We start from the raw sequence: 21781 nt of genomic DNA, 5'->3' as shown, positions 1-21781 counted from the left end.
GTCAGCGCCCGGCCCCGACGACGTCCGGCATGGCCGCCGCGATCTCGTCCGCGAGCTGCGTGCCGAGGCGGGTCGCGTCGTCGAGCGTGATGCCGTCGCCACCGCCGCCGGCCTGGAGCCGGGCGGTCCGGCGCTCGGAGGTGCGGCCGTCGAGCGTGACCGCGACCGCTTCGAGGACGAGCTCCTCGCAGCGGCCGCCGTCGCCGGGGCCCCCGTCCGGAGCGAGGGAGTCGTCGTCGGCGTCGGGGACGGTCACCTCGACGTGCGCCAGCGCACCCAGCGGTGCGGCGCAGCCGGCCTCGAGCCGGGCGAGGAACGCACGCTCGGCCGTCACCGCGAGCGTGGTGTCGCGGTCCGCGAGCGCCTCGAGGGCCCGGTGCAGCGCGGCGTCGAGCGGGCTCGGGTCGTCCGGCAGCTCGCGCACCTCGACGGCGAGCGCGCCCTGGCCCGGCGCGGGCAGCATGACGCCCGGCTCGAACGCCTCCGCGACCGCGTCCAGCCGGCCGATCCGTGCGAGCCCGGCCCGGGCCAGCACGACGGCGTCCAGGTCCCCGGTCTCGGGGTGCGCCCGGCCGAGGCGGGTGTCGATGTTGCCGCGGATGTCGACGACGTCGAGGTCGGGGCGGGCGGCGAGGAGCTGCGCAGCGCGGCGCGGCGACCCGGTGCCGACGCGGGCGCCGTCGGGCAGGGCGAACAGGCCGGCGCCGGTGCGCGAGCACAGGACGTCGCGGGGGTTCTCGCGCTCGGGGCTCACCAGCCGCAGGCCGGGAGCGGGGGCGACGGGCAGGTCCTTGAGAGAGTGGACGGCGACGTCGCAGCGGCCGTCGAGGAGCGCCTCGCGCAGCGCGGTCACGAAGACGCCCGTCCCGCCGAGCTGGGCGAGGGAGCCGGTCTTCACGTCGCCGTCGGTCGTGATCCGGACCAGCTCCACCTCGAGCCCGGTGAGCTCGGCGAGCCGGTCGGCGATCGTCTGCGTCTGGGTGAGGGCGAGCGTGGAGCCGCGGGTGCCGACGCGCACGGTCGCCGTCGGGGGGGTGGAGGTCACCCGTCCAGTGTCCGCCCGGGCGGGGGCGGCGCGAAATCACCTGACCCGCCGTCAGATCGGCGTCACGTGCCGCGCCGACGCTTTTCGCACGGCCGGCCCCAAGCCGCGAGGGCCACAGATTCCGAGCGGCAGCGAGATGGGCGCTTCGACTATTGCGCCGAGCGACTATTGCGCCGAGCGAGGGTTCTCCCGTAGCCTTCGATTGCCTTCCGGCCATCAGTGCTGTCAGGGGGTGCGTGCACGCAGGAGCGTGCACGCAGGAGCGTGCACGCAGGAGCGTGGATGGGGACTCCGCAATGAAGCGAACGATACTGGCAGTGATTTTCGGCGTGGCGACGACGATTGGGGCGGTCGGGCTGAGCGCAAGCGCGGCCGGGGCGGCCACCGCGCCGAGCGGGTACATGTGTGGCTACGAGGATCAGACGTACGCCGGTCACGACTACTGCGTTTCACTAGACACGGTCCACTGGGCGGCGTTCCCGAACACGGCGTCTTCTGCGGCTGCCAATGGCAAGAACTGCAGCTGGTCGAGGTACTGGTCGGGATGGGGACGCCTCACGCAGGCGCCCGCTGGTGACCACTTCACGCTGTACAGCGAGGTGAAGGTCGGTGAGAACTACCGCGACCCGAACCTCTCGAACGGTGCGGGCTTCGACGGTGCGGGCATCAACTTCAACGACACGATCGAGTCGTCGGAATTCCTCAAGTGCGCGTAGGCCGCCTGGCTGCTACGGGGGTTCTGACGATCGTGGCCGGGGGCATTCTCGCAGGATGCAGCAGTGCTCACGCCAGAGCTGCGTCGCCCACGGAGGTGCGGGGGGTCAGCATGACGCCGGAGCTCGATCGAGGCTCCGGAGCCGTGACCCTGCCGTACGACCGGTTTACACTCTCGGACAACCAGCTCGACGAGATCGTCACGGCGCAGTCGGCCGAGAAGGTTCAGTGCGCGCGCGCACACAACCTTCCCGTCGGCTCGCCCGCACCGACGCTCTTGGATGCGGCCTATGACTCGGAGTCGTACTTCGGCCCGTGGACGACCTCCCAGGCACGACGATTCGCGTTCGTACACCCGATGAGCGATCGAGACCTCGCAGCCAACGGGATCGTGGGTGCGCCGAGCGTCGGGCCCAGCAATGCCAAGGCGCCCTTCGAGGGGTTGACCGAGTCGCAGATGCGTGTCGTGGACGCATGTCACGGGCCGGACAGCGACCTCTTCGTCGCGGTTCAGACGCAGGACGGCCCCTGGGTTCGCGAGATGATGGCACTGAATGACAAGGCGGCCGCGGGATCGCTGCCCGGGATGAAGCCCTTGATCGACACGCTGGTGTCCTGTTATCAGAAGCAAGGGATGCGTGCGGCTGGGGCAGAGGAGCGTTGGTTCCCCGCCGGCGCGGACGGCCGTGTCATCGACAAAGACCAGATCTCCCTCGCGTTGAAAGTCGTCGCGTGCAAGGACGAGACCGGCTTTACCCAGAAGATGGCAGACATCCAGGCGCGAGCACAGGCGAAGATCGTGGAGAAGTATGCGGACGAGCTGGCGCAGGAACAGACGGTCGTTCAAAGGGCCCTCACCCGAGCGAGAGCGGTCGACCAGAAGTACGGCCTCGAGCCGAAGGGCGACTGACTGAGGTGTCGGGCGCTCCCGACTCTTCCTCGATGCGGGAGAATATGATGCACCGACCAGGCCGAGCTCGCGGGCGTTGGCTGGCAATTTGGGCCACCATCACCATCGCGATCTGCGCTGCAGCATTCGTCGTCGGTGGCCGCGTTCGCTCGCCGTGGGACGCGGCGATCGCGAGTGCGGATACTAGCCCCGTGGTGACGGCAAAGGTAGCGGAACACACCGTGCGCAACTCAGACGATCTGCTGACTGGGACCGTAAGTCTCGGCAATACCGAGGCGCTCACGGTGCCTTCGCCCGATGGTGTCGCCGTCGTCACCAAGATCAACGTTGGTCGTGGAGACGTGCTCCGTCCGGGGCAGGTCGTCGGCGAAGTCTCCGGGACGTCTGTCGTGGCCCTTGCCCTCCCATTCCCGCTGTACCGAGACTTGGCTCCCGGCGATACCGGGAGTGACGTGAAGGCCGTCCAGGATGAACTCGTGACGCTCGGGCTGATGTCCAGCGCCGCCGCGGACGGCACCTATGGTGGGGGCACGGCGGTCGCGGTCGCCAAGCTGTTCTCGTCCGGTGGGGGCGCACCGCCTCCGGCCTCGGGGGATGCGCGGGCCGCGCTGGCGACTGCGCGTCAGGCGCTCGCAGACGCGAAGGATGACGAGGGTGAGACAGCGTCCGCCGTTGCCTCAGCGAGCAAGGCCGTGGCGACGGCCGAAGCGGCAGCCGGGACGCCGCTGCCACGGTCTGCGGTTGTCCTCGTTCCCGCACACGGGGCTGAGGTCGTGGCAGTGGCGAAAGTCGGAGACTCGCTCGCGGGCGGTGACGATCTCCTGAGCGTCCGGTCGGGTTCCGCGACGGTTACGGTTCGGGCAGCCGTCGACCAGGTTCCCAAGGTGGGCGCGGCTGTCAGAGTTGCGTCCGTCGTGGATACCTCGGTCTCGGTGGACGGTGTCGTCAGCCACGTAGGGCAGTTCACCGCCGGGAAGGACGCCCAAGGCCCCGGGAACGATGTCGTGGTCAAGCTTTCGAGCGTCCACGGTCTCGCGGACGGTGACAGCGTGACGGTGACGCCGCGAAGCGGAGCGCCGACCTCGAAAGGGCTCGCGGTCCCGCTCACTTCGTTGCGCGACGCGGCGGACGGGAGTTCCTACGTGCTCCGGGTGACCAACCCTCCTACCGGTGGCAAAGGACATCCCACCACTGAGCGAGTGACCGTGGAGCTGGGCGCCAGCGGCAACGGCTACGCACTGGTGGACGGCGGTTCGCTCCGGTCGGGCGATGTCGTCGTGGTCTCCGAACCGTGAGGGCGACCGCGCCGGGTCGGGAGTCCAGGATCGGTCTGGCTACGGTCATCGCTGCGACGGGACTAGCTAAGACCTACCCAGGCCCGCCTGCGGTCGAAGCGCTGCGTCACGTAGAGCTCGAGGTCCGGGGTGGGGAACGGCTCGCCGTCGTCGGGCCCTCCGGCGCTGGCAAGTCGACCCTGCTGAACCTTCTCGGACTGCTCGACACGCCCACGGAGGGCACAGTGGCCGTTCATGGTGAGACCACCGCAGGCTTTCGGGGACGAGCCCTCGACAGGCTACGGGCACGCACCATCGGGTTCGTGTTTCAGGACAGCCACGTCCTCGGTCACCGCACGGTGCGCGAGAACCTCGAGCTCGCGCTGATCGCGCGAAGCGTGCCTCGCAAGGACCGCGACCGTCTCGCAGACGACGTCCTTGCACGAGTCGGTCTCGCGCACCGCACGTCGTCGCTCGGGCGTCTGTTGTCCGGCGGGGAGCGGCAGCGTCTCGCGCTTGCGCGCGCGGTCGTCACGCGCCCTGACGTGGTCCTGGCCGACGAGCCCACCGGAAATCTGGATCCCTCCAATGCGGACAAGATCCTCGCGCTCTTGGACGAGCAGGTCGCTCAGGGTGTCGCGGTCGTCATCATCACGCACGATCCGCGTGTCGCGGCGTGGGCGGACCGGGTCCACGTACTTGCCTCTGATGCGGATGCCTCCTCAGACCTGCGAGTCACGCCGGCCGGGGCATCGGGATGAACCTACGCGACGTCGTCGCCGACGTTCTCGTCGAGATGTCTGCCCGGCGATCTCGTGCGGTGCTCATGATGGTGGCCGTCGGGCTGAGTGTCGGTGCTCTCTTGTGCTCGTTCGGCATCTCGGTCACGGCTGCTCACCAGGTCGACGCCAATCTGGCTGCGGACACTGTCAACGTTTTCACGGTGTCGGCGTCGAGCAGCGCCGCAAACGCAGGATCGTCGGGGGTGCCCGGCCCACCCGAGTCGCTCTTTCCCGGCGATGCCGAGGTCCGTGTCGACTCCATCGCGGGCGTTGCGGCTTCTGGCCGCTTCCTCGACGTCACCGGAATGATCGACTCCGCCTTGTCTCGGCCGTTCGACCGTCGGCCGCGTGACATCGACTCCGTCACGATCGCGGGGATCGATCCGGGTTACCTGGGCGCGACGAACACGACGAGCACGTTGGCTGATCCACGTCATCTGCTGAGCGGCAGCGGCCATGTCGTGCTCCTGGGCACGGACCTCGCGAAGTTGCTCGATGTGCCCGTGACGCATGATCCGACGGACCTCACCATCGCAATCGGGGACACACAGTTCGACGTCGTCGGATTCGTCACCGGCGGGAGCGTCGATCCGTCACGGACAATATTCGTGCCGTACACCGTGGCGCTTGGTTGGATGCGGTCCGACACGAGGGCGACGATGTTCGTCCGCACGGAGCCAGGAGCGGGAGCACCGGTCTCACGTGCCGCCCCGCTCGCACTTCGACCCGACGCCCCCCAGAGTCTTCGTGCATCCGTAGTAGTTGATGCCAGCGACGCGCGCCGAGGTGTGGCTACGCAGCTCGGGCGTCTCGCTGCAGGAGTCGGTGGTCTGCTCCTGGTGCTGTCCATCCTGCTCATCGCGAATTCGATGGTCGTCGCCGTCATGGCGCGCACGAGCGAGATCGGGCTGAGGCGAGCGATCGGGTTGTCGTCCGGTTACGTGGCGTCCCTCTTCCTCGCCGAGGGCGGGCTTGCGGGGCTCCTCGGTGGCCTCTTGGGCTCAGCCGTGTCAGCCGTAGTCCTCATCGGAATCTGTATGGCGAACGGCTGGACGGTCGTGCTACCGCTGGTGCTGCTATCCGCGGGGCCGCTGTTGGGCGTGACCACCGGAGTGGTGTCGTCGATGTATCCCGCGCTGCGTGCCGCGCGCGTGGACCCTGCAACGGCTGTCCGAGCCGACTGATCACGAGCGGAATGGCAACACGCGAGCCGCAGTCACTGTCAGCGCCGCGTCAGTGATCTGGCAGCGCTCGCGCCGACGATCGTCGCATGGACACCAGCACGAGCCGGCCGAACCCGGCGCCCTTCACGACCGGGCACGTCGTCTCCGCGGACGGCACCCGCATCGGCTACCGCCGGACCGGGCACGGCCCCGCGGTGATCCTCCTGCACGGCGGCCTCCAGGCCGGGCAGAACCTCGTGCGGCTCGCGGAGGCGCTCGCGGGGTCTTTCGAGGTGGTCGTCCCCGACCGGCGCGGGCGCGGGTCGAGCCCGTGGAGCGGGCCCGACGTCGACCACGCAGCCCGTGAGGTCGAGGATCTGCGTGCGCTCGTCGAAGCGACCGGCGCGCACGCCGTGTTCGGGCTGAGCGCGGGCGGGCTCGCCGCGCTCCGGGCGGCCACCGAGATCCCCGAGCTGACACGGCTGGCGCTGTACGAGCCGGCGCTGTCGGTCGGCGGGTCCGTCCCGACCGCGTGGGTCCCGACGTACGACCGCCAGGTCGCCGCCGGGCGCCTCGCCGCCGCGATGCGGACCGCGATGGTCGGGCTGCGGGTCGCGCCTGGGTTCTTCCGGCTGCCGTCGTTCCTCGTGACGCCGCTGCTGCGGCTCGTCCTGCGGTTCCAGCGCGCGGCGCCGGGCGACGCGTCGACGTCCGAGGTGATCCGGGCCCTGCACCACGACATGGCGCTCGTGTCCGAGCTCGCCGACACGACCCCTGACTACGCGGCCGTGGGCGCGGACGTCCTGCTCCTCGGCGGCGCGAAGAGCCCCGCCTACTTCGACGTCACGCTCGCGGCGCTCGCCGAGGTCCTGCCGCACTCCCACCGCGTCACCCTGAGCGGCATGACGCACGACGGCCCTGACAACGACGGTGACCCGGCACGCGTCGCCGACCTCCTCGAGCCCTTCTTCCAGGGCGCGCCCGCGGTGCAGCCGCGGTACTGAGGTCGGCCCTCAGCCCTCGTATGAGCAGAGCTCCACGAGGTTCCGGTCGGGGTCGCGCACATACACGCTCGTCATGGGCCCGCGTGCCCCGGTGCGACGGACGGGACCGAGCTCGACCGGCACGCCCACGTCGTCGAGCAGCGCGACGATCTCGGCGAGCGGCCCGTCGTGGACGAGGCAGACGTCCGCGCTGCCCGGCGTCGGGCGCGCGGCGCGCGGCTCGATCGGGTCCCCGGCCGCCGGGTGCAGGTTGAGCTTGAACCCGGGCCCGACGACGGCGTGCCGGCCCTCACCGAACGTCTCGTGCCGCAGGCCGAGCCGCTCGTAGAAGGCCGCGGACGCTGCGACGTCGGCGACGGTCAGGACGAGGTGGTCGATGCCGGTCAGAGAGCCCACCGGGTGATCCTCCCGCAGCGCCGCCGTCCGCGCGAGGCCCGGCTCAGACCTCGCGAAGCGTGCGGAGCCCGGCAGCGAAGGAGCTCTCGAACTGGTCGAGCTCGGACTCCTTCACCCCGTTGCGCACGGCCGAGTCCCGCCAACCGTCGATCGCCGCAGCGACCTCGACGCATACGGACCGGGCCCGGCCCGGGGCGAGCCTGCACGACCGGGCGAGCTCGAGAAGTCCTTCCGTCTCGTCGCCGGGCAGGTCTGCACCCGCGATCGTCGTCTGACGCAGCTCGGGCTCAGGATTCGGGTTCACGTCGAACGCAGGGCTCAGCGTCCACCCTCCGCGGCGCCGGAGGAACCCGTGGTTGCGGAGATGGTCGTCCGTGTTGTTCAGCCCCACGCTGAGCGCGACCCGACGGAAGAGCTGTTCCGCGTCGTCGGTCGCGCTCACGCTCACCTGGGTGAGCCGTTCCGCGACATTGACGTAGTCGGCGGTTTCTCCGTCACGCTGCTCCAGCAGGGTCATCGCGCTCATGTAGCCGATGCGGTTGCCGTCGTCGCCACGGTCGAACCGATCGAGCAGGAGGATGTGACGCCCTTCGACCTCCACGAGACGATGCTGTGCGACGCACACGCCGGCAGCACCGGCCAGATCCAGCGCGGTCGCCTCCCAGGCCATGACGTCCCAGTCGTCGTCGTGGTGCGGGAACTTCGCGATCAGCTGGTGGCCGTCGGCGTCGAGCACGGCCGCCTTGGGGCGCGCTCCACCAAGGGACCCGGTGCCGGCTGCGAGCAGCGCCTTCACGGCGTCGAGCTCGCCGGCACCGTCTCGCGCGGCGACGTCGGCCGCGTGGAGCAGCTCAGGCAGGTGGATCAGCCGTGGCACGTCGTGCCCGGGATCCAGGAACGGGTCGACGGGGCCGGAGCCGGCACGGTACCGGATCGCACCCTGGCGGGTGGCGTCGCTCACGCCGGCAAGGAAGTCGGCGTCGTCGAAGTCTCGCGGTCGACGCTGCTCCCGACGTGCGAACGCGCGCTCGCGCTTCATGATGAGGTTGCGGCCCCAGCGGTCGGGCGCCGAGTCCGCGAAGGCGCCGGGCAGCCCGGGAGTCTGCTGGGTGCCGGAGACGAGGGGAAGTGCCGGGTCGAGCGGGTAGGCGGACACGTGCTCGAAGTACGTGAGGTCGTACTGGAACGTGGTGGAGGTCAACCGACCGCGGTTGCGGTGGAACTGCGCGCGGCCGGCGAGCACGGCACTTCCGTCGAGCTCGACGTGGGCCTCGAGCGCGTCGTAGTGGGTCATCGCACGCGCTTCCGCTCGAGCTGACCGGCGCGTGCCCGGCCGAGGTCGCTGGCCAGGGGATCGAGCGCATCGGTGAGGGTGTCGAGGACGCCCAGCGCCCTGGCGACCCGCAGCACGACGTGGAAGCTCACGCTCGGATCGCCCTGCTCGAGCTTGCGCAGTGTGCCACGCGTGATGTCGGCTCGATCGGCGACCTGCGCGGCGGTGAGCCCGAGGACCTTTCGCCAGCCCGCGAAGTCGAGGCCGATCTCGCGTGCCGATCTCAGGATGACGGCTGGGAGTGGCGCGGCCATGAGTTCTCCTGGGATAGTGGTCGAGATACTGACCACTATAGGTGATAACGGTCGTCATAGCGATCGTTACGGAGAGAAGGCCGCAGGGACACGTCAGCGTCCGACGGCGCGCGTCCCCTCCACGGCTGCCCGCGCCTGCCCGACGACGGCGGCCAGCCCCGTTCCCGCGACCCACGCCCCCACGACGGCGAGACCGGGCAGCCGGTGGGCGGCGTCGTCGGCGGTGGCACGGTCCGCGGGGCGGGCGGGCGCGAGCGCGTCGGGCCAGTGCGTGTCGAGGTGGTCGAGCACCTGGGACGGGTCGAGCGGGACGCCGAGCAGGCGGGCGGCGTCGGCGACGGCCTCCTCGACGGTCGGCGGGACGGTCGGCTCGGGGTCGCCCGCGCGGCCGTAGGACAGCCGGACCACGTGCACGCCGTCGGGCAGCTGCGAGCGCAGCCACGACCACTTGGCGCTCGCGTGCGTGAGGCCCTTCGCGCGGACGTCGGCGCCGGGGGCGACGAGGACGCCGGTGCCGCGGGGCGCGACGTCGAGCACGGGGGCGCGCAGGACGAGCGTGATCAGGCGGACGTCGGACCCGCCCCGCGACGTGTCAGAGCCTCGTGAGCCCGGAGCCTCACCGGGTTCTGGCAGCTCGGGGCCGAGGAGGGGGGCGAGGAGCGCGAGCGCGGGAGTGCGGGGGAGCGCGACGACGACGCGAGGCGCCTCGGCGGCGACGGTCCCGGCGCCTGCGGTTCCGGTGACGCGCCAGCCCCCGTCGCCGTCCTCGACCCGCTCCAACCCGTCGACGCGGACACCGAGCCGGACCTCGCCGCCGGCGCTGCTGACGGTGTCGGCGAGCGCCTCGACGAGCCGGTGCATCCCGCCGTCGATGCCCGCGACCGCCGAGCCGGGCTTGGTGTTCCCCCGCCCCGGGGCGTCGGCGAGCGTCGACGCGGCGCGCAGCAGCGAGCCCGTCTTCTCGTACGCGGCGACGAGCTGCGGGGCGACGGCGCGCGGGTCGAGCGTCGCGGGGTCGGCCGAGTGGATGCCGCCCGCGACGGGCGCGACGAGCCGTTCCAGCACCGTGGGACCGAGGCGCTGCGTGACCCACGCGGCCAGCGAGTCGGGGACGGGCGTGCGCGCCATCCCGAGATCCCACCAGGCGCGGACGGCGCCGGCGATCCCGAGGACGCGGCGCACGTCGGGCGCCCAGGGGGTCGTCGGGATGCCGAGCGTCGCGGTGCGGGGGAGCGGGAGCGCCCGGGCGGGGTCGTCGTCGGTGCCCGCTCCCGCGTACGCCCAGGCGCCGCGAAGGTCCGGGTCGACGACCGTCAGCCCGAGCTCGCGGGCCAGGTCGCCGACGACGGGCGTCCGGGTCGCGAAGGACTCGGCCCCGACGTCGACGGCGACCGTCCGCCCGTCCCCCACCATGACCGTCGTTCCGGCGACGGTCCCGCCCGGGCGGTCCGCGGCGTCGAGCACGAGCACGCGCGCCCCGCCGCGCGACAGGTCGAAGGCGGCGACGAGCCCTCCGACGCCCGCCCCGAGCACGACGGCGTCCCACCGCTCAGCCACGCGCCCACCCCCGCACTCCCGCGAGGTAGTACGGCGGCCGTACTACCTCGTGAGAAGGGGCCGGGGTCACAGCGAGTGGACGAGCTCGACGACGCGCGTCAGGACCGTCGGGTCGGTCTCGGGCGGGACCCCGTGCCCCAGGTTCACGACGTGCGCGGGCGCGTACCTCCCCCGCTCGACGACGTCGCGCACGTGCTCCTCGAGCACCTCCCACGGCGCGAACAGCAGGGCGGGGTCGATGTTCCCCTGGAGCGGCGTGGTCCCGCCGAGGAGCTTCGCGGCCTCGTCGAGAGGCGTGCGGTAGTCGACGCCGATCGCCCCGGCGCCCGCGTGGCGCATGGCCTCGAGCAGGTGCCCGGTCCCGGTGCCGAAGTGGACGAGCGGGACGGCAGGAACGAGGTCGGTCACGTGCGTGAGCGCGCGCGACGACGCGGGCAGCGCGTAGCGCGAGTAGTCGTCGAGCGACAGGGCGCCCGCCCACGAGTCGAAGAGCTGGCCGGCGCTCGCCCCGGCCAGCACCTGGGCGCGCAGGAACGTGCCGGTCACGTCAGCGGCCCACTCGACGAGCGAGAACCACGTCTCGGGGTCGGCGTGCATGAGGGTGCGCGCGGCGAGGTGGTCGCGCGACGGCCGGCCCTCGACGAGGTACGCGGCGAGCGTGAACGGGGCCCCGGCGAACCCGATGAGAGGAATCTCACCCAGCTCCGCGACGGTCCGCTCGACCCCCTCGCGCACCGGCGCGAGCGCCTCCCAGGTGAGCTCGTGCTCGACCAGCCGGGCGACGTCGTCGGCGGTGCGGTAGGGCTGGTCCATGACCGGGCCGACGCCCGGCTGGATCTCCACGCCCACCCCGGCGACGAGCAGCGGCACCACGATGTCGGAGTAGAAGACCGCCGCGTCGACGCCGTGCCGACGCACCGGCTGCAGCGTGATCTCGCTGCTCAGGGCGGGATCCAGGCACGACTCGAGCATCGTCGTGCCCTCGCGTGCCGCCTTGTACTCCGGCAGCGACCGGCCGGCCTGGCGCATGAACCAGACGGGCAGCGTGTCGGGGCGGTCACCGCTCAGCGCGCGCACGAGCGGGGCCGCGCTGGTGCGTCCGGAGGCGAGCGGGTGCGCGTCGGGAAGAGTCTTGCTGGGGGTCACACTCCGATTGTGCCGCGACCGGGCCGCGGTGCTTCAATCGAAGCACTGTGCCTCTGCTCTCCTTCACCGCCAGTCATCACGACCTCGACCTGGAGACGCTGGAGCGCCTCTCGTCGGGCGCCCACCGTGTCGTCGAGTCGGACCTCGTGCGGTGCGCCCCCATCAGCGGTGCCGTCGTGCTCGCGACGTGCAACCGCTTCGAGGTGTACGTGGACGTCGCGGACTCGGTGAACGACGTCGCCCGCGAGCACGCCGTGCGCGAGGTCGCGCGGGTCGTGGCGGCGTCCTCGACGCTGACGCCCGACGAGGCGCACGCCGCCCTGACCGTCCGCTCGGGCGAGGACGTCGCGCGGCACCTGTTCGCCGTCGCGTCGGGCCTCGACTCGATGGTCGTGGGGGAGCGGCAGATCGCCGGTCAGGTCAAGCGCGCCGTCGAGGCGTCCCGCCCGGCCGGCACGACGACGGCGCCCCTCGAGCGGCTCTTCCAGGCGGCGGCGCGGGCGTCCAAGCGCGTGAGCAACGAGACCGCGCTCAGCGCGGCCGGGCGCTCGCTCGTCTCCCTCGGCCTCGACCTCGCCGGCGCCGACCTGCCGCCCTGGCCGCAGGTCCGGACCTTGCTCGTCGGCACCGGCTCGTACGCCGGCGCGAGCTTCGCCGCCCTCCGAGCCCGGGGCGTGCGCGACGTGCGCGTGTTCTCGCGGTCGGGGCGCGCCGACGCGTTCGTGGCCTCGCACGCGGCCGACGGCGTCGACGTCCATCCCGCGGGAGACCTGCTGGAGGAGCTCGAGGACGTCGACCTCGTCGTGGCCTGCTCGGGCGGGGGCCGCGTCGGCGACCCGACGGCGTCCCTGCGGCCCGCGCTCGACGCCGCCCAGGTGCTCGGCGCTCGTGCCCGTGCCGCGAAGGCCGCCGGCGACGAGGCCACGACCCGCCCGCTCGTCGTCCTCGACCTCGCGCTCACGCGCGACATCGCGCCCCAGGTGGCCGACGTCGACGGCGTCCTGCTCTACGACCTCGCCGCGCTCCAGGCGCGCGCGCCGCACGTCTCGGGCGCGGCTGTCGCCGAGGCGGCGGCGATCGTCGACCACGCCGCCGAGCACTTCCTCCAGGGCGAGGGCTACCGCGCGTCGGACGCGCGCGTCGTCGAGCTCGTGCGCGCCGCGGACGTGGAGATCGACCGGCTCGTGGCCGAGCGCCTCGCCGAGGCGGCCGCAGAGGGCGTCGAGGTGGATGCCGAGGAGGTCGAGCTCGCCGCGCGGCGCGAGGTGCGAGCCCGTCTGCACCGCGACATCGTGGCGCTGCGGTCGACCGCGGCACCGTCGTGATCTACCACTTCTGCCCTGCGGCGGCCTGGGACCCCACGGCCACGACCTACGTCCCCGCGGGGTTCGCGGCCGACGGCTTCGTCCACCTCTCGGACCGCGGCACCGTCCACCTCCCGGCCACCGCCCTGCACCGGGGCGCCCACGACCTGCTGCTGCTCACGGTCGACCCGGCCCTCGTCGACGCGCCGCTGCGCTGGGAGCCGGGCGACCCGGCGGACCCGGCGGCACCGTGGTTCCCGCACCTGTACGGCCCGCTGCCGGTGCGCGCCGTCGTGCGCACCGACCCGTGGCTGCCCGGGCCCGACGGCGCGTTCGCCCCGCCGTCGTGGTGACGCGGTCGTCCTGACGGTCGCGACCCGGGAGGTCTCGCGATCCGGGTCGCGCGTGGCTAGTGTGGTGCCCGGTCCGCGCCGCGGTCCGCAGGGGGCGATCCATCAGGGGCAGAGCAGGGTTCGACGGCGAACCCGAGGAGGACCCATGACCGCTCCGGACAGCGTCCCGCCCTTGCCTGTGCGCCTGGACGCGGTCCTGGCCGCGCGAGGCGTCGACGCGGACCTGTCGGGCCTCCTGCCGCCGGCGTCGGTGCAGCTCGCCGCCCGACGTCGTCTCGACCCGCTCGACCTCCCTCCCGCGCCGACGACGACGTCCGTCGGCCGGGCGCTCGGGCGCACCGCCGCGCGGGCGTGCTTCGGGGCGGTGGACGCGGTCCGCCGTCGTCAGTACCGCTGAGGTCGCCTCGGGGGCGGGGTGCTGCCAGTCTGACCTGGTGACCGAGCTCCTCGTCGTCATCGTCTGCGGCCTTCTGGTGATCGCCGCGGCGACGGTCTTCGGTCCGCGGCTGGGTGTCGCTGCGCCGCTCGTCCTCGTCGCGGTCGGCGTCGCCGCGAGCTTCGTTCCCGCGTTCGGGGCCGTCGAGATCGAGCCCGAGTGGATCCTCGAGGGGGTGCTCCCGCCCCTGCTCTACTCGTCCGCGGTGTCGATGCCGGCCATGAACTTCCGGCGCGAGTTCGGCGCGATCAGCGGGCTGTCGGTCGTGCTCGTGGTGGCGAGCTCGCTCGTGCTCGGCCTGTTCTTCTCGCTCGTGATCCCCGGGATCGGGCTCGCGTGGGGCGTCGCGCTGGGTGCGATCGTCAGCCCCACGGACGCGGTGGCGACGTCGATCATCAAGCAGACGTCGGTGTCCAAGCGGGTCGTGGCGATGCTCGACGGCGAGAGCCTGCTCAACGACGCGACGGCGCTCGTGATCCTGCGTACCGCGATCGTCGCGACCGCGGCGTCGTTCTCGTTCTGGGGCGCGCTCGGGACATTCGCGTACTCCGTCGTGGTCGCGGTCGTCGTCGGGGGTGTCGTCGGGTGGCTGAACCTCGTGGTGCGTCGACGGGTGACCGACGCGACCGTCAACACGGTCATCTCGTTCACGGTGCCGTTCGTCGCGGCCGTCCCCGCGGAGGCGCTCGGCGCGTCGGGGCTCGTGGCGGCCGTCGTCGCCGGCCTGGCGACCGGGGTTCGGGCGCCGCGGCAGCTGTCCCCGGAGAACCGGCTCTCCGACACGCAGAACTGGCGGACGGTCGAGCTCGTCCTCGAGGGCGCGGTGTTCCTGACGATGGGCGTGCAGCTCAAGGAGGTCGTGACCCGCGTCGAGGAGGACCACGCGGGGGTCGGGACGGCGGTGCTCGTCGCGCTCGGGGCGCTCGTGATCACGGTCCTGGTGCGGGCGGTCTACGTCTCGTCGCTGCTCGTCAGCCTGGCGCGGCGCGCCCGGCGGCGCGAGAAGTTGCAGCCGCGGCTCGTCGAGATGCAGGAGAAGATGACGACACCCGAGGGCAAGCAGGAGATCCTGGAGCGGGCGAGCGCGCGTCCCGGGCGCCGTCCCTCGGAGAGCGACCTCGACCGGTTCGCCGTCCGGATCACGCGCGGCCTCGCCGACGTCGAGTACTTCCTGCGCGAGCCGCTCGGCTGGCGGGAGGGCACGGCGGTCGTGTGGGCGGGCATGCGGGGTGCGGTCACGGTCGCCGCCGCCCAGACGCTCCCGGACGACACGCCCCAGCGGTCGGTCCTCGTGCTGGTGGCGTACACGGTCGCTGCGCTGTCCCTGCTGCTCCAGGGTGGCACGATCGGCCCGCTGCTCCGGCGGCTCGCGCCGCAGGTCGACCAGGCCGCCGCCGAGGAGCGCGCGAGCGCCGAGCGGACCCGGCTCTTCGAGATCCTGCGCTCCAGCTCGGCGGACGTCGCCGAACCCCCGGTACGCGAAGGCGAGCCGCGGCCCGAGCAGTTCGCGGAGCAGAAGCGGTACCGGCTCGAGGTGATCGCGGCGCAGCGGGCGGCGCTGCTCGACGCCCGGGACGACGGCACGTTCGACGCCGACCTGCTCGAGGACGCGCTCTCGAACCTCGACGCGGACGAGATCGCGATCGACCTGCGCGGCCGGCTCGCGGGCTGAGCGTGATCGTCCGTCGTCGCGTTCACAGGCGGCTGACCTGCGGCGACGTCTTCAGCGCGCGCGAAAACGGTTCTCCCGGGCTATCTTGCGAAGGCTTGTGAAGGATCCGTGCAGACGGGTCCGACGACGGCGTCACAGGGGTTCCTAGGGGGAGGCACGGCTATGGTTCGCAACGATTCGAAGCAGGTGGCGGGGAGTCCCGCGACGCGTCCGCCGCGCGGCGCCGCCGCCCGACGGCTCACGTTCACGGTCGCCGCAGCGCTGGCGTTCGCGGGCGTGGGCACCGCGGCCGCGAACGCCGCGGCCCCGGGCGCCGCGACGATCGAGCCCGCGGTCCTCGCGTCCGCGCTCGAGGCCGCCACACCGACCAACACCACGAAGGTGGTCACCCCGCTCAAGGCCGGGAAGTACCGGCTGTCGTCGTACTACGGCCCGCGCTGCATGCCGACCGTGAACGCGTCCGACTGGCACCTCGGCCAGGACATGGCCGCCACGGACGGGACGCCGATCTACGCGGTCGCGAACGGCGTCGTGCGCAAGGCCGGAGCAGTGTCCGGGTTTGGGCAGTGGATCGTCATCGACCACGTGATCGCCGGCAAGAAGGTCTCCACGGTCTACGGGCACATGTGGAACGCGACCAAGTACGTCAAGGCGGGACAGACGGTCAAGGCCGGCCAGCACATCGCCGACGTCGGCTCGAACGGGGTCGCGACCGGCCCCCACCTGCACCTGGAGGTCTGGCCGGGCGGATACGGCGTGTCCTCGACTGACCCCCTCGTGTACATGAAGGCCCACGGCGTGAACCTGACCGCGGGGGCGACGTCGGCCATCAAGCGCACCGTGCCGTCGTCGTGCACGTACTACGCGCGGGCGCGCCTGAACCTGCGGGTGGGGGCGAGCACGAGCACGCCGAGCGAGGTCGTGCTGCCCGTCAACGCGAAGCTCACGACCAAGCCCGGCAGCAAGTCGAACGGGTGGCTGCCCGTGAAGTACGGCAGCAGGTCGGGCTGGGTCTACTCGACGTACGTCGGGCCGTCGAAGGTCTACGTGCCCCCGGCGACCTCCACGAAGCCCACCCCCAAGACCGTCCGCTACGTCGCGGTGACCACGCTCAACCTACGGGCGAGCGCGTCGACGTCCTCGAAGGTGGTCGCGAAGCTCAAGCGCGGCGCCGCCGTCACCTACCAGGGCAGCGTGTCGAAGTCCGGGTGGGTCAAGGTCGCGTCGGGCGGGCACACCGGGTACGTCGCCACGCAGTACCTCAAGGCCACCAAGGCGCAGGCCCTCTACGCGCTCAAGTACGTCAACGTGACGACGCTCAACCTCCGGGCGAAGGCGTCGACGTCGTCGAAGGTCGTCGCGAAGCTCAAGAAGAACAAGGCGGTCCAGCCGCTCGCAGCGGTGTCGAAGGGCTGGCAGAAGGTCAGCGTGTCCGGGCACACCGGCTACGTCGCGACGGAGTACCTGCGCACCAAGAAGTGAGCATCCGGCTCACTGCACGACGACGAGGGTCACCCCGGTGAGCGGGGCGCGCGCGAGCCGGGTGTCGGCGGTGAGCAGGGGCGCATCGAGCAGCCGGGCGAGCGCGACGTAGTGGGCGTCGGCGACCCTGATCGTTCGGCGCAGACCCCAGACCTCCCGTGCGACGACTTCGCCCGGCACGCGGTCGAGGGGAAGTCGCAGCCAGGCGTCCACGGCCTCGTTCGCCTCGGCCTCGCTGATGGTCCCTCCGCGTTCGAGCCGGGCGACGGCGGACAGCACCTCGGTGTCGACGAGCGCGGGTGCGACGAGCTCCGCTCCGTCGAGGTGGCGCCAGGTCGCCTCCCGGAGCATGCCGGGGACGAGCGTGTTCACCGCTGCGCTCGCGTCGAGGACGAGCCTCATGCGTGCGCGGGCCGGGGGCCGGTCGGGTGGGTCGGGGCCGCGGGGTCGGGCGCGTACTCGAGCCGCGCGTCGTCGAGCGCGTGGACGACGTCGATCACCCGGGCCGGCGCGGCGGCGCGGCGGCGCTCGGCCACCCAGTCGTCGACGGTGGGCCTGGCGAGATCGCGCTCGAGCAGCCGGGTCACGTACTCCGACATCGTGACGCCCCGGGCGCGCGCGCGAGCCGCAAGGGCCGCGTGCAGCTCGGCCGGGAGGTTCTTCACCTGAAGCATGCTCACGTCATGACGCTAGCATGCCAGGCAGGTTGCGATGATGAGCGGGTGCCCAGCGAGCTCGTCGTCGTCACGCGGACCCGTCATGCCGTGGAGCGGCTGTTCGACCTCGCGCTCGACGTCGACGCGCACGTCCGGTCGATGCCCGGCTCGGGGGAGCGCGCCGTCGGCGGCGTGACGAGCGGCCGGATCGGGCTGGGGGAGACGGTGACGTGGTCCGGCCGGCACCTGGGGGTCCGGTTCACCATGACGGCGCAGGTCGTCGAGCTCGAGCGGCCCCACCGGTTCCTCGACGTGCAGGTGACCGGGCCGTTCCGGTCGTTCGTGCACGAGCACGTGTTCGAGCGCGACGGCGAGGAGACCGTCATGACGGACCGGATCCTCGTGGCGTCGCCGGTGCTCGGGCGTGTCGCCGAGCGTCTCGTGCTCGTGCCCTACCTGCGCCGGCTGATCGGCCGCCGTGGCCGTCTCCTCGTCGAGGCACTGGGATGATCGCCGGCCTGTTCGAGGATCGCCTTACATATCAGTATTGTGCTACGTTGTCCAACAAGCTACAGCCGAGAACACGGGACGAGGCTGGTTGGAGATCATGTGAGCGTCGACGTCGTGAATCTTCTCCGCGAACTCGAGATCACCATCACTCAAGGAAGCTCGCGCGGATCTTGGCTTCTCCGCGCACCGGGAGGTCGGCCTTTCGAGGTCGCACCGGCCCGTCCTGTCCAGCGTCTCACGTCGCACGTCGTCCGGAACCAGCGCGCGCACGGCACGGGCGAAGGTGTCCGCCCACTGCTTGTCGGAGCGATCGCCACCAAGCAGGTGCTGGCTCGTGCAGAGGCGGGCGAGATCGACATCCTGACGGCTGAGCCGCTTCGTCTCGTCCATGAGGGAGTCTCCTATGCAGTGGCCGAGAAACCAGCCCGTCGCCCCAAGGCGCCGCCTCGCCCGGCTTGGACACGCTGGGCAGTCGAACGGTATCTGCTCCTGGCGCGGGAGCCGGCGAGACAGCCGGTGATCGCTGACGCCTTGGGCATCAGCCAGCAGTCGGTCTCCAACGCTGCCCGTTATCTCGGAGACCTGGTCCACGACCAGGGCAAGGGCCTCCTCGCGAAAGACCGCACTGCCTTGTTGTCGGCATGGGTCAGCGAATACGGCGGCCCGGGCGGACAAGAGTTCGGTTGGTACAGCCTGGATGCGGTCACAGAGCAGGCCGCCAAGTCCTCGGATCTAGCTGAGCTTCTTGAGCTCAGACCTTTGGTGAGTGGCGACGTCGGGGCTGACCGACTTGCGCCGTGGAAGCTTCCGACAACCGCGCGACTGTACGTAGAAGACCCCATCGACCTCGCGGGCGACGGCTTCGTCCCGGCACCGATCGAAGAGGCGACGCTCGTCACGTGTGTTCCACGCGATCCCACGCTGTGGCGCTTGGTGGATCTACGTGCCCCAGCAAGCCAGGCAGGTGGAGAGACGATGCGCACGGCAGACGCAGCGATCGTCTACTGGGACCTCGTTCACAGCGCCGACGTGGGCGGTGACGAAGCCGCCACGCACCTCGCACGCTTCATCACGAACGGTTCGCAATGACCGACGTGATAGACGTTCGGGTCCACGCGACGAGCAACTCCGACAGTCTGTCCTACCTCGGCCAACAGGCGGTCTCGGATGCCGTCGGAGAGACCGGCGACTATCGGATCGTCGGCGGGACCATGGTTCGTCTCCTGCTCCACGTGTATCCGACGCCCCGCGCGACTCTGCGGTCCACTCTCGACGCGGACGCCGCAGTCGGCGATGTCGAGGTGGTCGGGCACATCACCGCGCATCTACTGGCACAGGACTTCTCCCAGGAGAAGAGCAACGTCTTTGCCAAGGATCTGGGTGACGATCAGCGCGTCGAGATCAACCTGCTGGTGTCGCGCCAGGGTTCTGTGCCGGGCATTAGGCCCCTCGATATCGACGGCCTCGGGCGAGTCGACTCGTTGCCCGAACTGCGGTTCGTTCTGATGTCGCCTGCTCTGCGTCTCCATGTCTCGGCGGAACTCTGGGGCGGGCAGACCATCGACTACAAGACCTGCGTCCCGGACGTCGAGGCGGCAGTCGTGCTCAAGGCTCACGCCTGGAAGAACCGTAGATCGGAGAAGGACCTCGCCGACCTGCACTCGCTGTTGGAGATCCGTGAGCAGCACCCCGACGTCGCCTGGCGTTTGAACGAGACAGGCCTGAAGGGATTCCGCAAAGACACGAGCCTGATACTTCAAGAGCTCGGACGAAACATCATCCGCAAGAGTTCAGGTCTTCCGGTGTACGGGCAGCTCGACCGGTTCCGGATGGCCGGGCTCGTCGCAAGGCATGTGACGTCTGCTCAAGGAAGCTGACGCGCCCTTGGCCGCCGGCCCGGACAGACTCGTCGAGCGTCAGGCCAGGTAGTCGCGGACCAGCTGCTCCGCAAGACCCGTGTACGTGGCCGGGGTGAGCGCGGAGAGCCGGGCGGCGACGTCGTCGGGCAGGCCGAGGCCGGCGACGAACTCGCGGAGCTGCGCGGCGTCGATCCGCTGGCCGCGAGTGAGCTCCTTGAGCCGCTCGTACGGGTTGTCCATGCCGGGCACGCCGGCGACCGACGCGGCACGCATCGCGGACTGGATGGGCTCGCCGAGCACCTCCCAGTTGGCGTCGAGGTCGGCGTCGAGGGTGGTGGTGCCGACGGCGAGCGCGCCCAGGCCGCGGCGGACGTTGTCGACGGCGAGCAGCGAGTGCCCGAACGCGGTCCCGATGTTGCGCTGCGTGGTGGAGTCCGTGAGGTCGCGCTGGAGGCGCGAGGTGACGAGCGTCGACGCGAGCGTGTCGAGCAGCGCGGACGAGATCTCGAGGTTCGCCTCGGCGTTCTCGAAGCGGATCGGGTTGACCTTGTGCGGCATGGTCGACGAGCCGGTCGCGCCGGGCACGGGGATCTGCACGAAGAAGCCCAGCGAGATGTACGTCCAGACGTCGGTCGCCAGGTTGTGCAGCACCCGGTTGAAGCGCGCGACGTCGGCGTAGAGCTCGGCCTGCCAGTCGTGCGACTCGATCTGCGTGGTGAGCGGGTTCCACACCAGGCCCAGGTGCTCGACGAAGTGCTTCGAGACGGCCGGCCAGTCCACGCCGGGGACAGCGACCGTGTGGGCGCCGTAGGTGCCGGTCGCGCCGTTGAGCTTGCCCAGGTACTCGGCGCCCTCGACGCGGCGGAGCTGACGGCGCAGGCGGTGCGCGAGGACGGCGAGCTCCTTGCCGAGCGTCGTGGGCGTCGCGGGCTGGCCGTGTGTCCGGCTCAGCATCGGGACGGCCGCGTGCTCGCGGGCGAGGTCCGCGACCTGGTCGGCGAGCGCCGTCGCCGCGGGGAGCCACACCGAGCGCACCGCGCCCTGGACCATGAGCGCGTACGAGAGGTTGTTGACGTCCTCGCTCGTGCACGCGAAGTGGACGAGCTCGCCGACGCCGGGCAGCACGGTGCCGTCGCCGAGGACGTCGGGAGCGGAGGCCAGGCGCCGCTTGACGAAGTACTCGACGGCCTTGACGTCGTGGACGGTCTCGCGCTCGATGGTCGCGAGCTCGGCGATCTCCTCGGCGCCGAACGCCTCGGGGATGCCGCGCAGGTAGGCGCGATCCGCGTCGGACAGGCCGGGGGCGCCGGGGACGACCGCGCCCTGCGTCACGCCGGGGACGCCGTCGCACAGGGTGATGAGCCACTCGACCTCGACGTGGATGCGGGCCCGGTTCAGGGCGGCCTCCGACAGGTGGTCGACGAGCGGGGCGACCGCGGGCCGGTAGCGGCCGTCGAGCGGACCGAGGGCGATCGGGGGCGTCACGTCGGCAAGGTTCACGTACCTCAGTGTCCCATGCGGCGGGCGCCACCCCCAGGGGGCGTCCGGGGCGCGGGATCCCCAGCGTCCGTACCGGTGGCGGCGCCGTCGTCGGCCCCGACCGTAGCGTCCCGGCCGTGACCGAGCAGCCCTCTCCGTTCCCCCGCACCGTCCCGCCTCCGGCGGCGGTCGACGCGACCGCGAGCCGTGCGCTCGATGCGGCCGCCGTTGCCGCCGCGGAGGCCCACGTCGTCGCCGCTCGCGCGCTCGACGTCGACTGGGTGTCGCGGGCCGCGCGCGCGTACGGCGGCCGGGTCGACGAGGCGCTCGGCGCCGTCGACGACGCCGTGACCCTGCTCGACGGTGCGGCAGGCGCCGCGCGTGCGGCCGAGCAGCGGGCGCGGGAGGGCGAGCCGCCCGCGTGCTTCGCCGGGCGTCCGGGTGGGCGGTGA

Annotated in this window: 24 protein-coding genes; 15 read left to right on the top strand and 9 right to left on the bottom strand. The window is 71.7% G+C overall.

The window, feature by feature from the left end; all coding sequences use genetic code 11:
* Nucleotide 1: 1 nt before the first annotated feature.
* Nucleotides 2–1045: a hydroxymethylbilane synthase gene (hemC, locus tag KDY119_RS16690; protein WP_153022563.1), complete on the bottom strand. Its 1044-nt coding sequence runs from the start codon at nucleotides 1043–1045 to the stop codon at nucleotides 2–4.
* A gap of 296 nt (nucleotides 1046–1341) precedes the next feature.
* Between hemC and KDY119_RS16685 the strand changes: the two genes are divergently transcribed.
* The 6 genes from KDY119_RS16685 (at nucleotide 1342) to KDY119_RS16660 (ending at nucleotide 6892) form a co-directional block, all read left to right on the top strand.
* A complete protein-coding gene (locus KDY119_RS16685) occupies nucleotides 1342–1761 on the top strand; it encodes a peptidase inhibitor family I36 protein (protein ID WP_153022562.1) in 420 nt (139 codons plus the stop codon).
* A 143-nt stretch (nucleotides 1762–1904) separates the two neighbouring features.
* Nucleotides 1905–2669: a hypothetical protein gene (locus tag KDY119_RS16680; protein ID WP_036947597.1), complete on the top strand. Its 765-nt coding sequence runs from the start codon at nucleotides 1905–1907 to the stop codon at nucleotides 2667–2669.
* A 191-nt stretch (nucleotides 2670–2860) separates the two neighbouring features.
* Nucleotides 2861–3964: a hypothetical protein gene (locus tag KDY119_RS16675; RefSeq protein ID WP_148284049.1), complete on the top strand. Its 1104-nt coding sequence runs from the start codon at nucleotides 2861–2863 to the stop codon at nucleotides 3962–3964.
* The gene (locus tag KDY119_RS16670; protein ID WP_227994406.1) at nucleotides 3961–4704 is read left to right on the top strand and encodes an ABC transporter ATP-binding protein; all 744 of its coding nucleotides are present in this window, start codon (nucleotides 3961–3963) and stop codon (nucleotides 4702–4704) included. Before KDY119_RS16675 ends, KDY119_RS16670 begins: the two co-directional genes overlap by 4 nt.
* Nucleotides 4701–5909, top strand: a complete 1209-nt coding sequence (locus KDY119_RS16665) for an ABC transporter permease (RefSeq protein ID WP_036947595.1) — start codon at nucleotides 4701–4703, stop codon at nucleotides 5907–5909. Before KDY119_RS16670 ends, KDY119_RS16665 begins: the two co-directional genes overlap by 4 nt.
* An 86-nt stretch (nucleotides 5910–5995) precedes the next feature.
* Nucleotides 5996–6892 carry an alpha/beta fold hydrolase gene (locus KDY119_RS16660; protein ID WP_051136342.1) on the top strand — a complete coding sequence of 299 codons (897 nt, stop codon included), beginning with the start codon at nucleotides 5996–5998 and terminating at the stop codon, nucleotides 6890–6892.
* A gap of 9 nt (nucleotides 6893–6901) precedes the next feature.
* Here the strand turns inward: KDY119_RS16660 and KDY119_RS16655 are convergent, their stop codons facing one another.
* From KDY119_RS16655 to hemE, 5 genes are all read right to left on the bottom strand, one after another.
* On the bottom strand, nucleotides 6902–7288 hold the full coding sequence (locus KDY119_RS16655) for a VOC family protein (RefSeq protein ID WP_227994405.1): 387 nt from the start codon (nucleotides 7286–7288) through the stop codon (nucleotides 6902–6904).
* 43 nt (nucleotides 7289–7331) lie between these two features.
* Complete coding sequence (locus KDY119_RS16650) at nucleotides 7332–8582, bottom strand: type II toxin-antitoxin system HipA family toxin (protein WP_036948961.1); 1251 nt, start codon at nucleotides 8580–8582, stop codon at nucleotides 7332–7334.
* Nucleotides 8579–8875 carry a helix-turn-helix domain-containing protein gene (locus KDY119_RS16645; protein ID WP_083890761.1) on the bottom strand — a complete coding sequence of 99 codons (297 nt, stop codon included), beginning with the start codon at nucleotides 8873–8875 and terminating at the stop codon, nucleotides 8579–8581. The genes KDY119_RS16650 and KDY119_RS16645 overlap by 4 nt, the downstream gene beginning before the upstream one ends.
* 93 nt (nucleotides 8876–8968) lie before the next feature.
* Nucleotides 8969–10432, bottom strand: coding sequence for a protoporphyrinogen/coproporphyrinogen oxidase (locus KDY119_RS16640; protein ID WP_153022561.1), 1464 nt, complete (start codon nucleotides 10430–10432; stop codon nucleotides 8969–8971).
* Nucleotides 10433–10498: 66 nt separating this feature from the next.
* On the bottom strand, nucleotides 10499–11578 hold the full coding sequence (gene hemE / locus KDY119_RS16635; protein ID WP_153022560.1) for a uroporphyrinogen decarboxylase: 1080 nt from the start codon (nucleotides 11576–11578) through the stop codon (nucleotides 10499–10501).
* A gap of 47 nt (nucleotides 11579–11625) precedes the next feature.
* Between hemE and KDY119_RS16630 the strand changes: the two genes are divergently transcribed.
* The 5 genes from KDY119_RS16630 (at nucleotide 11626) to KDY119_RS16610 (ending at nucleotide 16825) form a co-directional block, all read left to right on the top strand.
* Nucleotides 11626–12903, top strand: a complete 1278-nt coding sequence (locus tag KDY119_RS16630) for a glutamyl-tRNA reductase (protein WP_051136341.1) — start codon at nucleotides 11626–11628, stop codon at nucleotides 12901–12903.
* Nucleotides 12900–13235, top strand: a complete 336-nt coding sequence (locus KDY119_RS16625) for a DUF952 domain-containing protein (RefSeq protein WP_153022559.1) — start codon at nucleotides 12900–12902, stop codon at nucleotides 13233–13235. Before KDY119_RS16630 ends, KDY119_RS16625 begins: the two co-directional genes overlap by 4 nt.
* A 145-nt stretch (nucleotides 13236–13380) precedes the next feature.
* On the top strand, nucleotides 13381–13632 hold the full coding sequence (locus KDY119_RS16620) for a hypothetical protein (RefSeq protein WP_148283955.1): 252 nt from the start codon (nucleotides 13381–13383) through the stop codon (nucleotides 13630–13632).
* A gap of 37 nt (nucleotides 13633–13669) precedes the next feature.
* Complete coding sequence (locus tag KDY119_RS16615; protein WP_036947591.1) at nucleotides 13670–15343, top strand: cation:proton antiporter; 1674 nt, start codon at nucleotides 13670–13672, stop codon at nucleotides 15341–15343.
* 162 nt (nucleotides 15344–15505) lie between these two features.
* Complete coding sequence (locus tag KDY119_RS16610) at nucleotides 15506–16825, top strand: SH3 domain-containing protein (protein WP_153022558.1); 1320 nt, start codon at nucleotides 15506–15508, stop codon at nucleotides 16823–16825.
* A 9-nt stretch (nucleotides 16826–16834) separates the two neighbouring features.
* Here KDY119_RS16610 and KDY119_RS16605 read toward each other — a convergent pair whose 3' ends face one another.
* Both KDY119_RS16605 and KDY119_RS16600 read right to left on the bottom strand, forming a co-directional pair.
* Nucleotides 16835–17227: a type II toxin-antitoxin system VapC family toxin gene (locus KDY119_RS16605; RefSeq protein WP_036947589.1), complete on the bottom strand. Its 393-nt coding sequence runs from the start codon at nucleotides 17225–17227 to the stop codon at nucleotides 16835–16837.
* Complete coding sequence (locus tag KDY119_RS16600; RefSeq protein WP_227994707.1) at nucleotides 17224–17499, bottom strand: FitA-like ribbon-helix-helix domain-containing protein; 276 nt, start codon at nucleotides 17497–17499, stop codon at nucleotides 17224–17226. The genes KDY119_RS16605 and KDY119_RS16600 overlap by 4 nt, the downstream gene beginning before the upstream one ends.
* Before the next feature lie 48 nt (nucleotides 17500–17547).
* Between KDY119_RS16600 and KDY119_RS16595 the strand changes: the two genes are divergently transcribed.
* From KDY119_RS16595 to KDY119_RS16585, 3 genes are all read left to right on the top strand, one after another.
* Nucleotides 17548–17991, top strand: a complete 444-nt coding sequence (locus KDY119_RS16595; RefSeq protein WP_036947587.1) for an SRPBCC family protein — start codon at nucleotides 17548–17550, stop codon at nucleotides 17989–17991.
* A gap of 99 nt (nucleotides 17992–18090) precedes the next feature.
* The gene (locus KDY119_RS16590) at nucleotides 18091–19080 is read left to right on the top strand and encodes a type IV toxin-antitoxin system AbiEi family antitoxin (RefSeq protein WP_148284048.1); all 990 of its coding nucleotides are present in this window, start codon (nucleotides 18091–18093) and stop codon (nucleotides 19078–19080) included.
* The gene (locus KDY119_RS16585; protein ID WP_036947585.1) at nucleotides 19077–19868 is read left to right on the top strand and encodes a hypothetical protein; all 792 of its coding nucleotides are present in this window, start codon (nucleotides 19077–19079) and stop codon (nucleotides 19866–19868) included. The genes KDY119_RS16590 and KDY119_RS16585 overlap by 4 nt, the downstream gene beginning before the upstream one ends.
* 39 nt (nucleotides 19869–19907) lie before the next feature.
* Here the strand turns inward: KDY119_RS16585 and purB are convergent, their stop codons facing one another.
* Nucleotides 19908–21359 carry an adenylosuccinate lyase gene (purB, locus tag KDY119_RS16580; protein ID WP_153022772.1) on the bottom strand — a complete coding sequence of 484 codons (1452 nt, stop codon included), beginning with the start codon at nucleotides 21357–21359 and terminating at the stop codon, nucleotides 19908–19910.
* 107 nt (nucleotides 21360–21466) lie between these two features.
* Here purB and KDY119_RS18955 point away from each other — a divergent pair, with 107 nt between their 5' ends.
* Nucleotides 21467–21781: a hypothetical protein gene (locus KDY119_RS18955; protein WP_194174464.1), complete on the top strand. Its 315-nt coding sequence runs from the start codon at nucleotides 21467–21469 to the stop codon at nucleotides 21779–21781.

The organism is Luteimicrobium xylanilyticum, assembly GCF_009429125.1.
Lineage (GTDB): Bacteria > Actinomycetota > Actinomycetes > Actinomycetales > Cellulomonadaceae > Luteimicrobium > Luteimicrobium xylanilyticum.
This window is presented reverse-complemented; position numbering and strand designations above follow the sequence as displayed.

Coding starts and splice junctions, on each gene's coding strand:
- KDY119_RS16665 (WP_036947595.1), top strand. CDS start 4,701: ATGAACCTACGCGACGTCGTCGCCGACGTTCTCGTCGAGATGTCTGCC.
- KDY119_RS16645 (WP_083890761.1), bottom strand. CDS start 8,875: ATGGCCGCGCCACTCCCAGCCGTCATCCTGAGATCGGCACGCGAGATC.
- KDY119_RS16660 (WP_051136342.1), top strand. CDS start 5,996: ATGGACACCAGCACGAGCCGGCCGAACCCGGCGCCCTTCACGACCGGG.
- KDY119_RS16650 (WP_036948961.1), bottom strand. CDS start 8,582: ATGACCCACTACGACGCGCTCGAGGCCCACGTCGAGCTCGACGGAAGT.
- KDY119_RS16620 (WP_148283955.1), top strand. CDS start 13,381: ATGACCGCTCCGGACAGCGTCCCGCCCTTGCCTGTGCGCCTGGACGCG.
- KDY119_RS16600 (WP_227994707.1), bottom strand. CDS start 17,499: ATGCTTCAGGTGAAGAACCTCCCGGCCGAGCTGCACGCGGCCCTTGCG.
- KDY119_RS16605 (WP_036947589.1), bottom strand. CDS start 17,227: ATGAGGCTCGTCCTCGACGCGAGCGCAGCGGTGAACACGCTCGTCCCC.
- KDY119_RS16610 (WP_153022558.1), top strand. CDS start 15,506: ATGGTTCGCAACGATTCGAAGCAGGTGGCGGGGAGTCCCGCGACGCGT.
- KDY119_RS16585 (WP_036947585.1), top strand. CDS start 19,077: ATGACCGACGTGATAGACGTTCGGGTCCACGCGACGAGCAACTCCGAC.
- KDY119_RS16685 (WP_153022562.1), top strand. CDS start 1,342: ATGAAGCGAACGATACTGGCAGTGATTTTCGGCGTGGCGACGACGATT.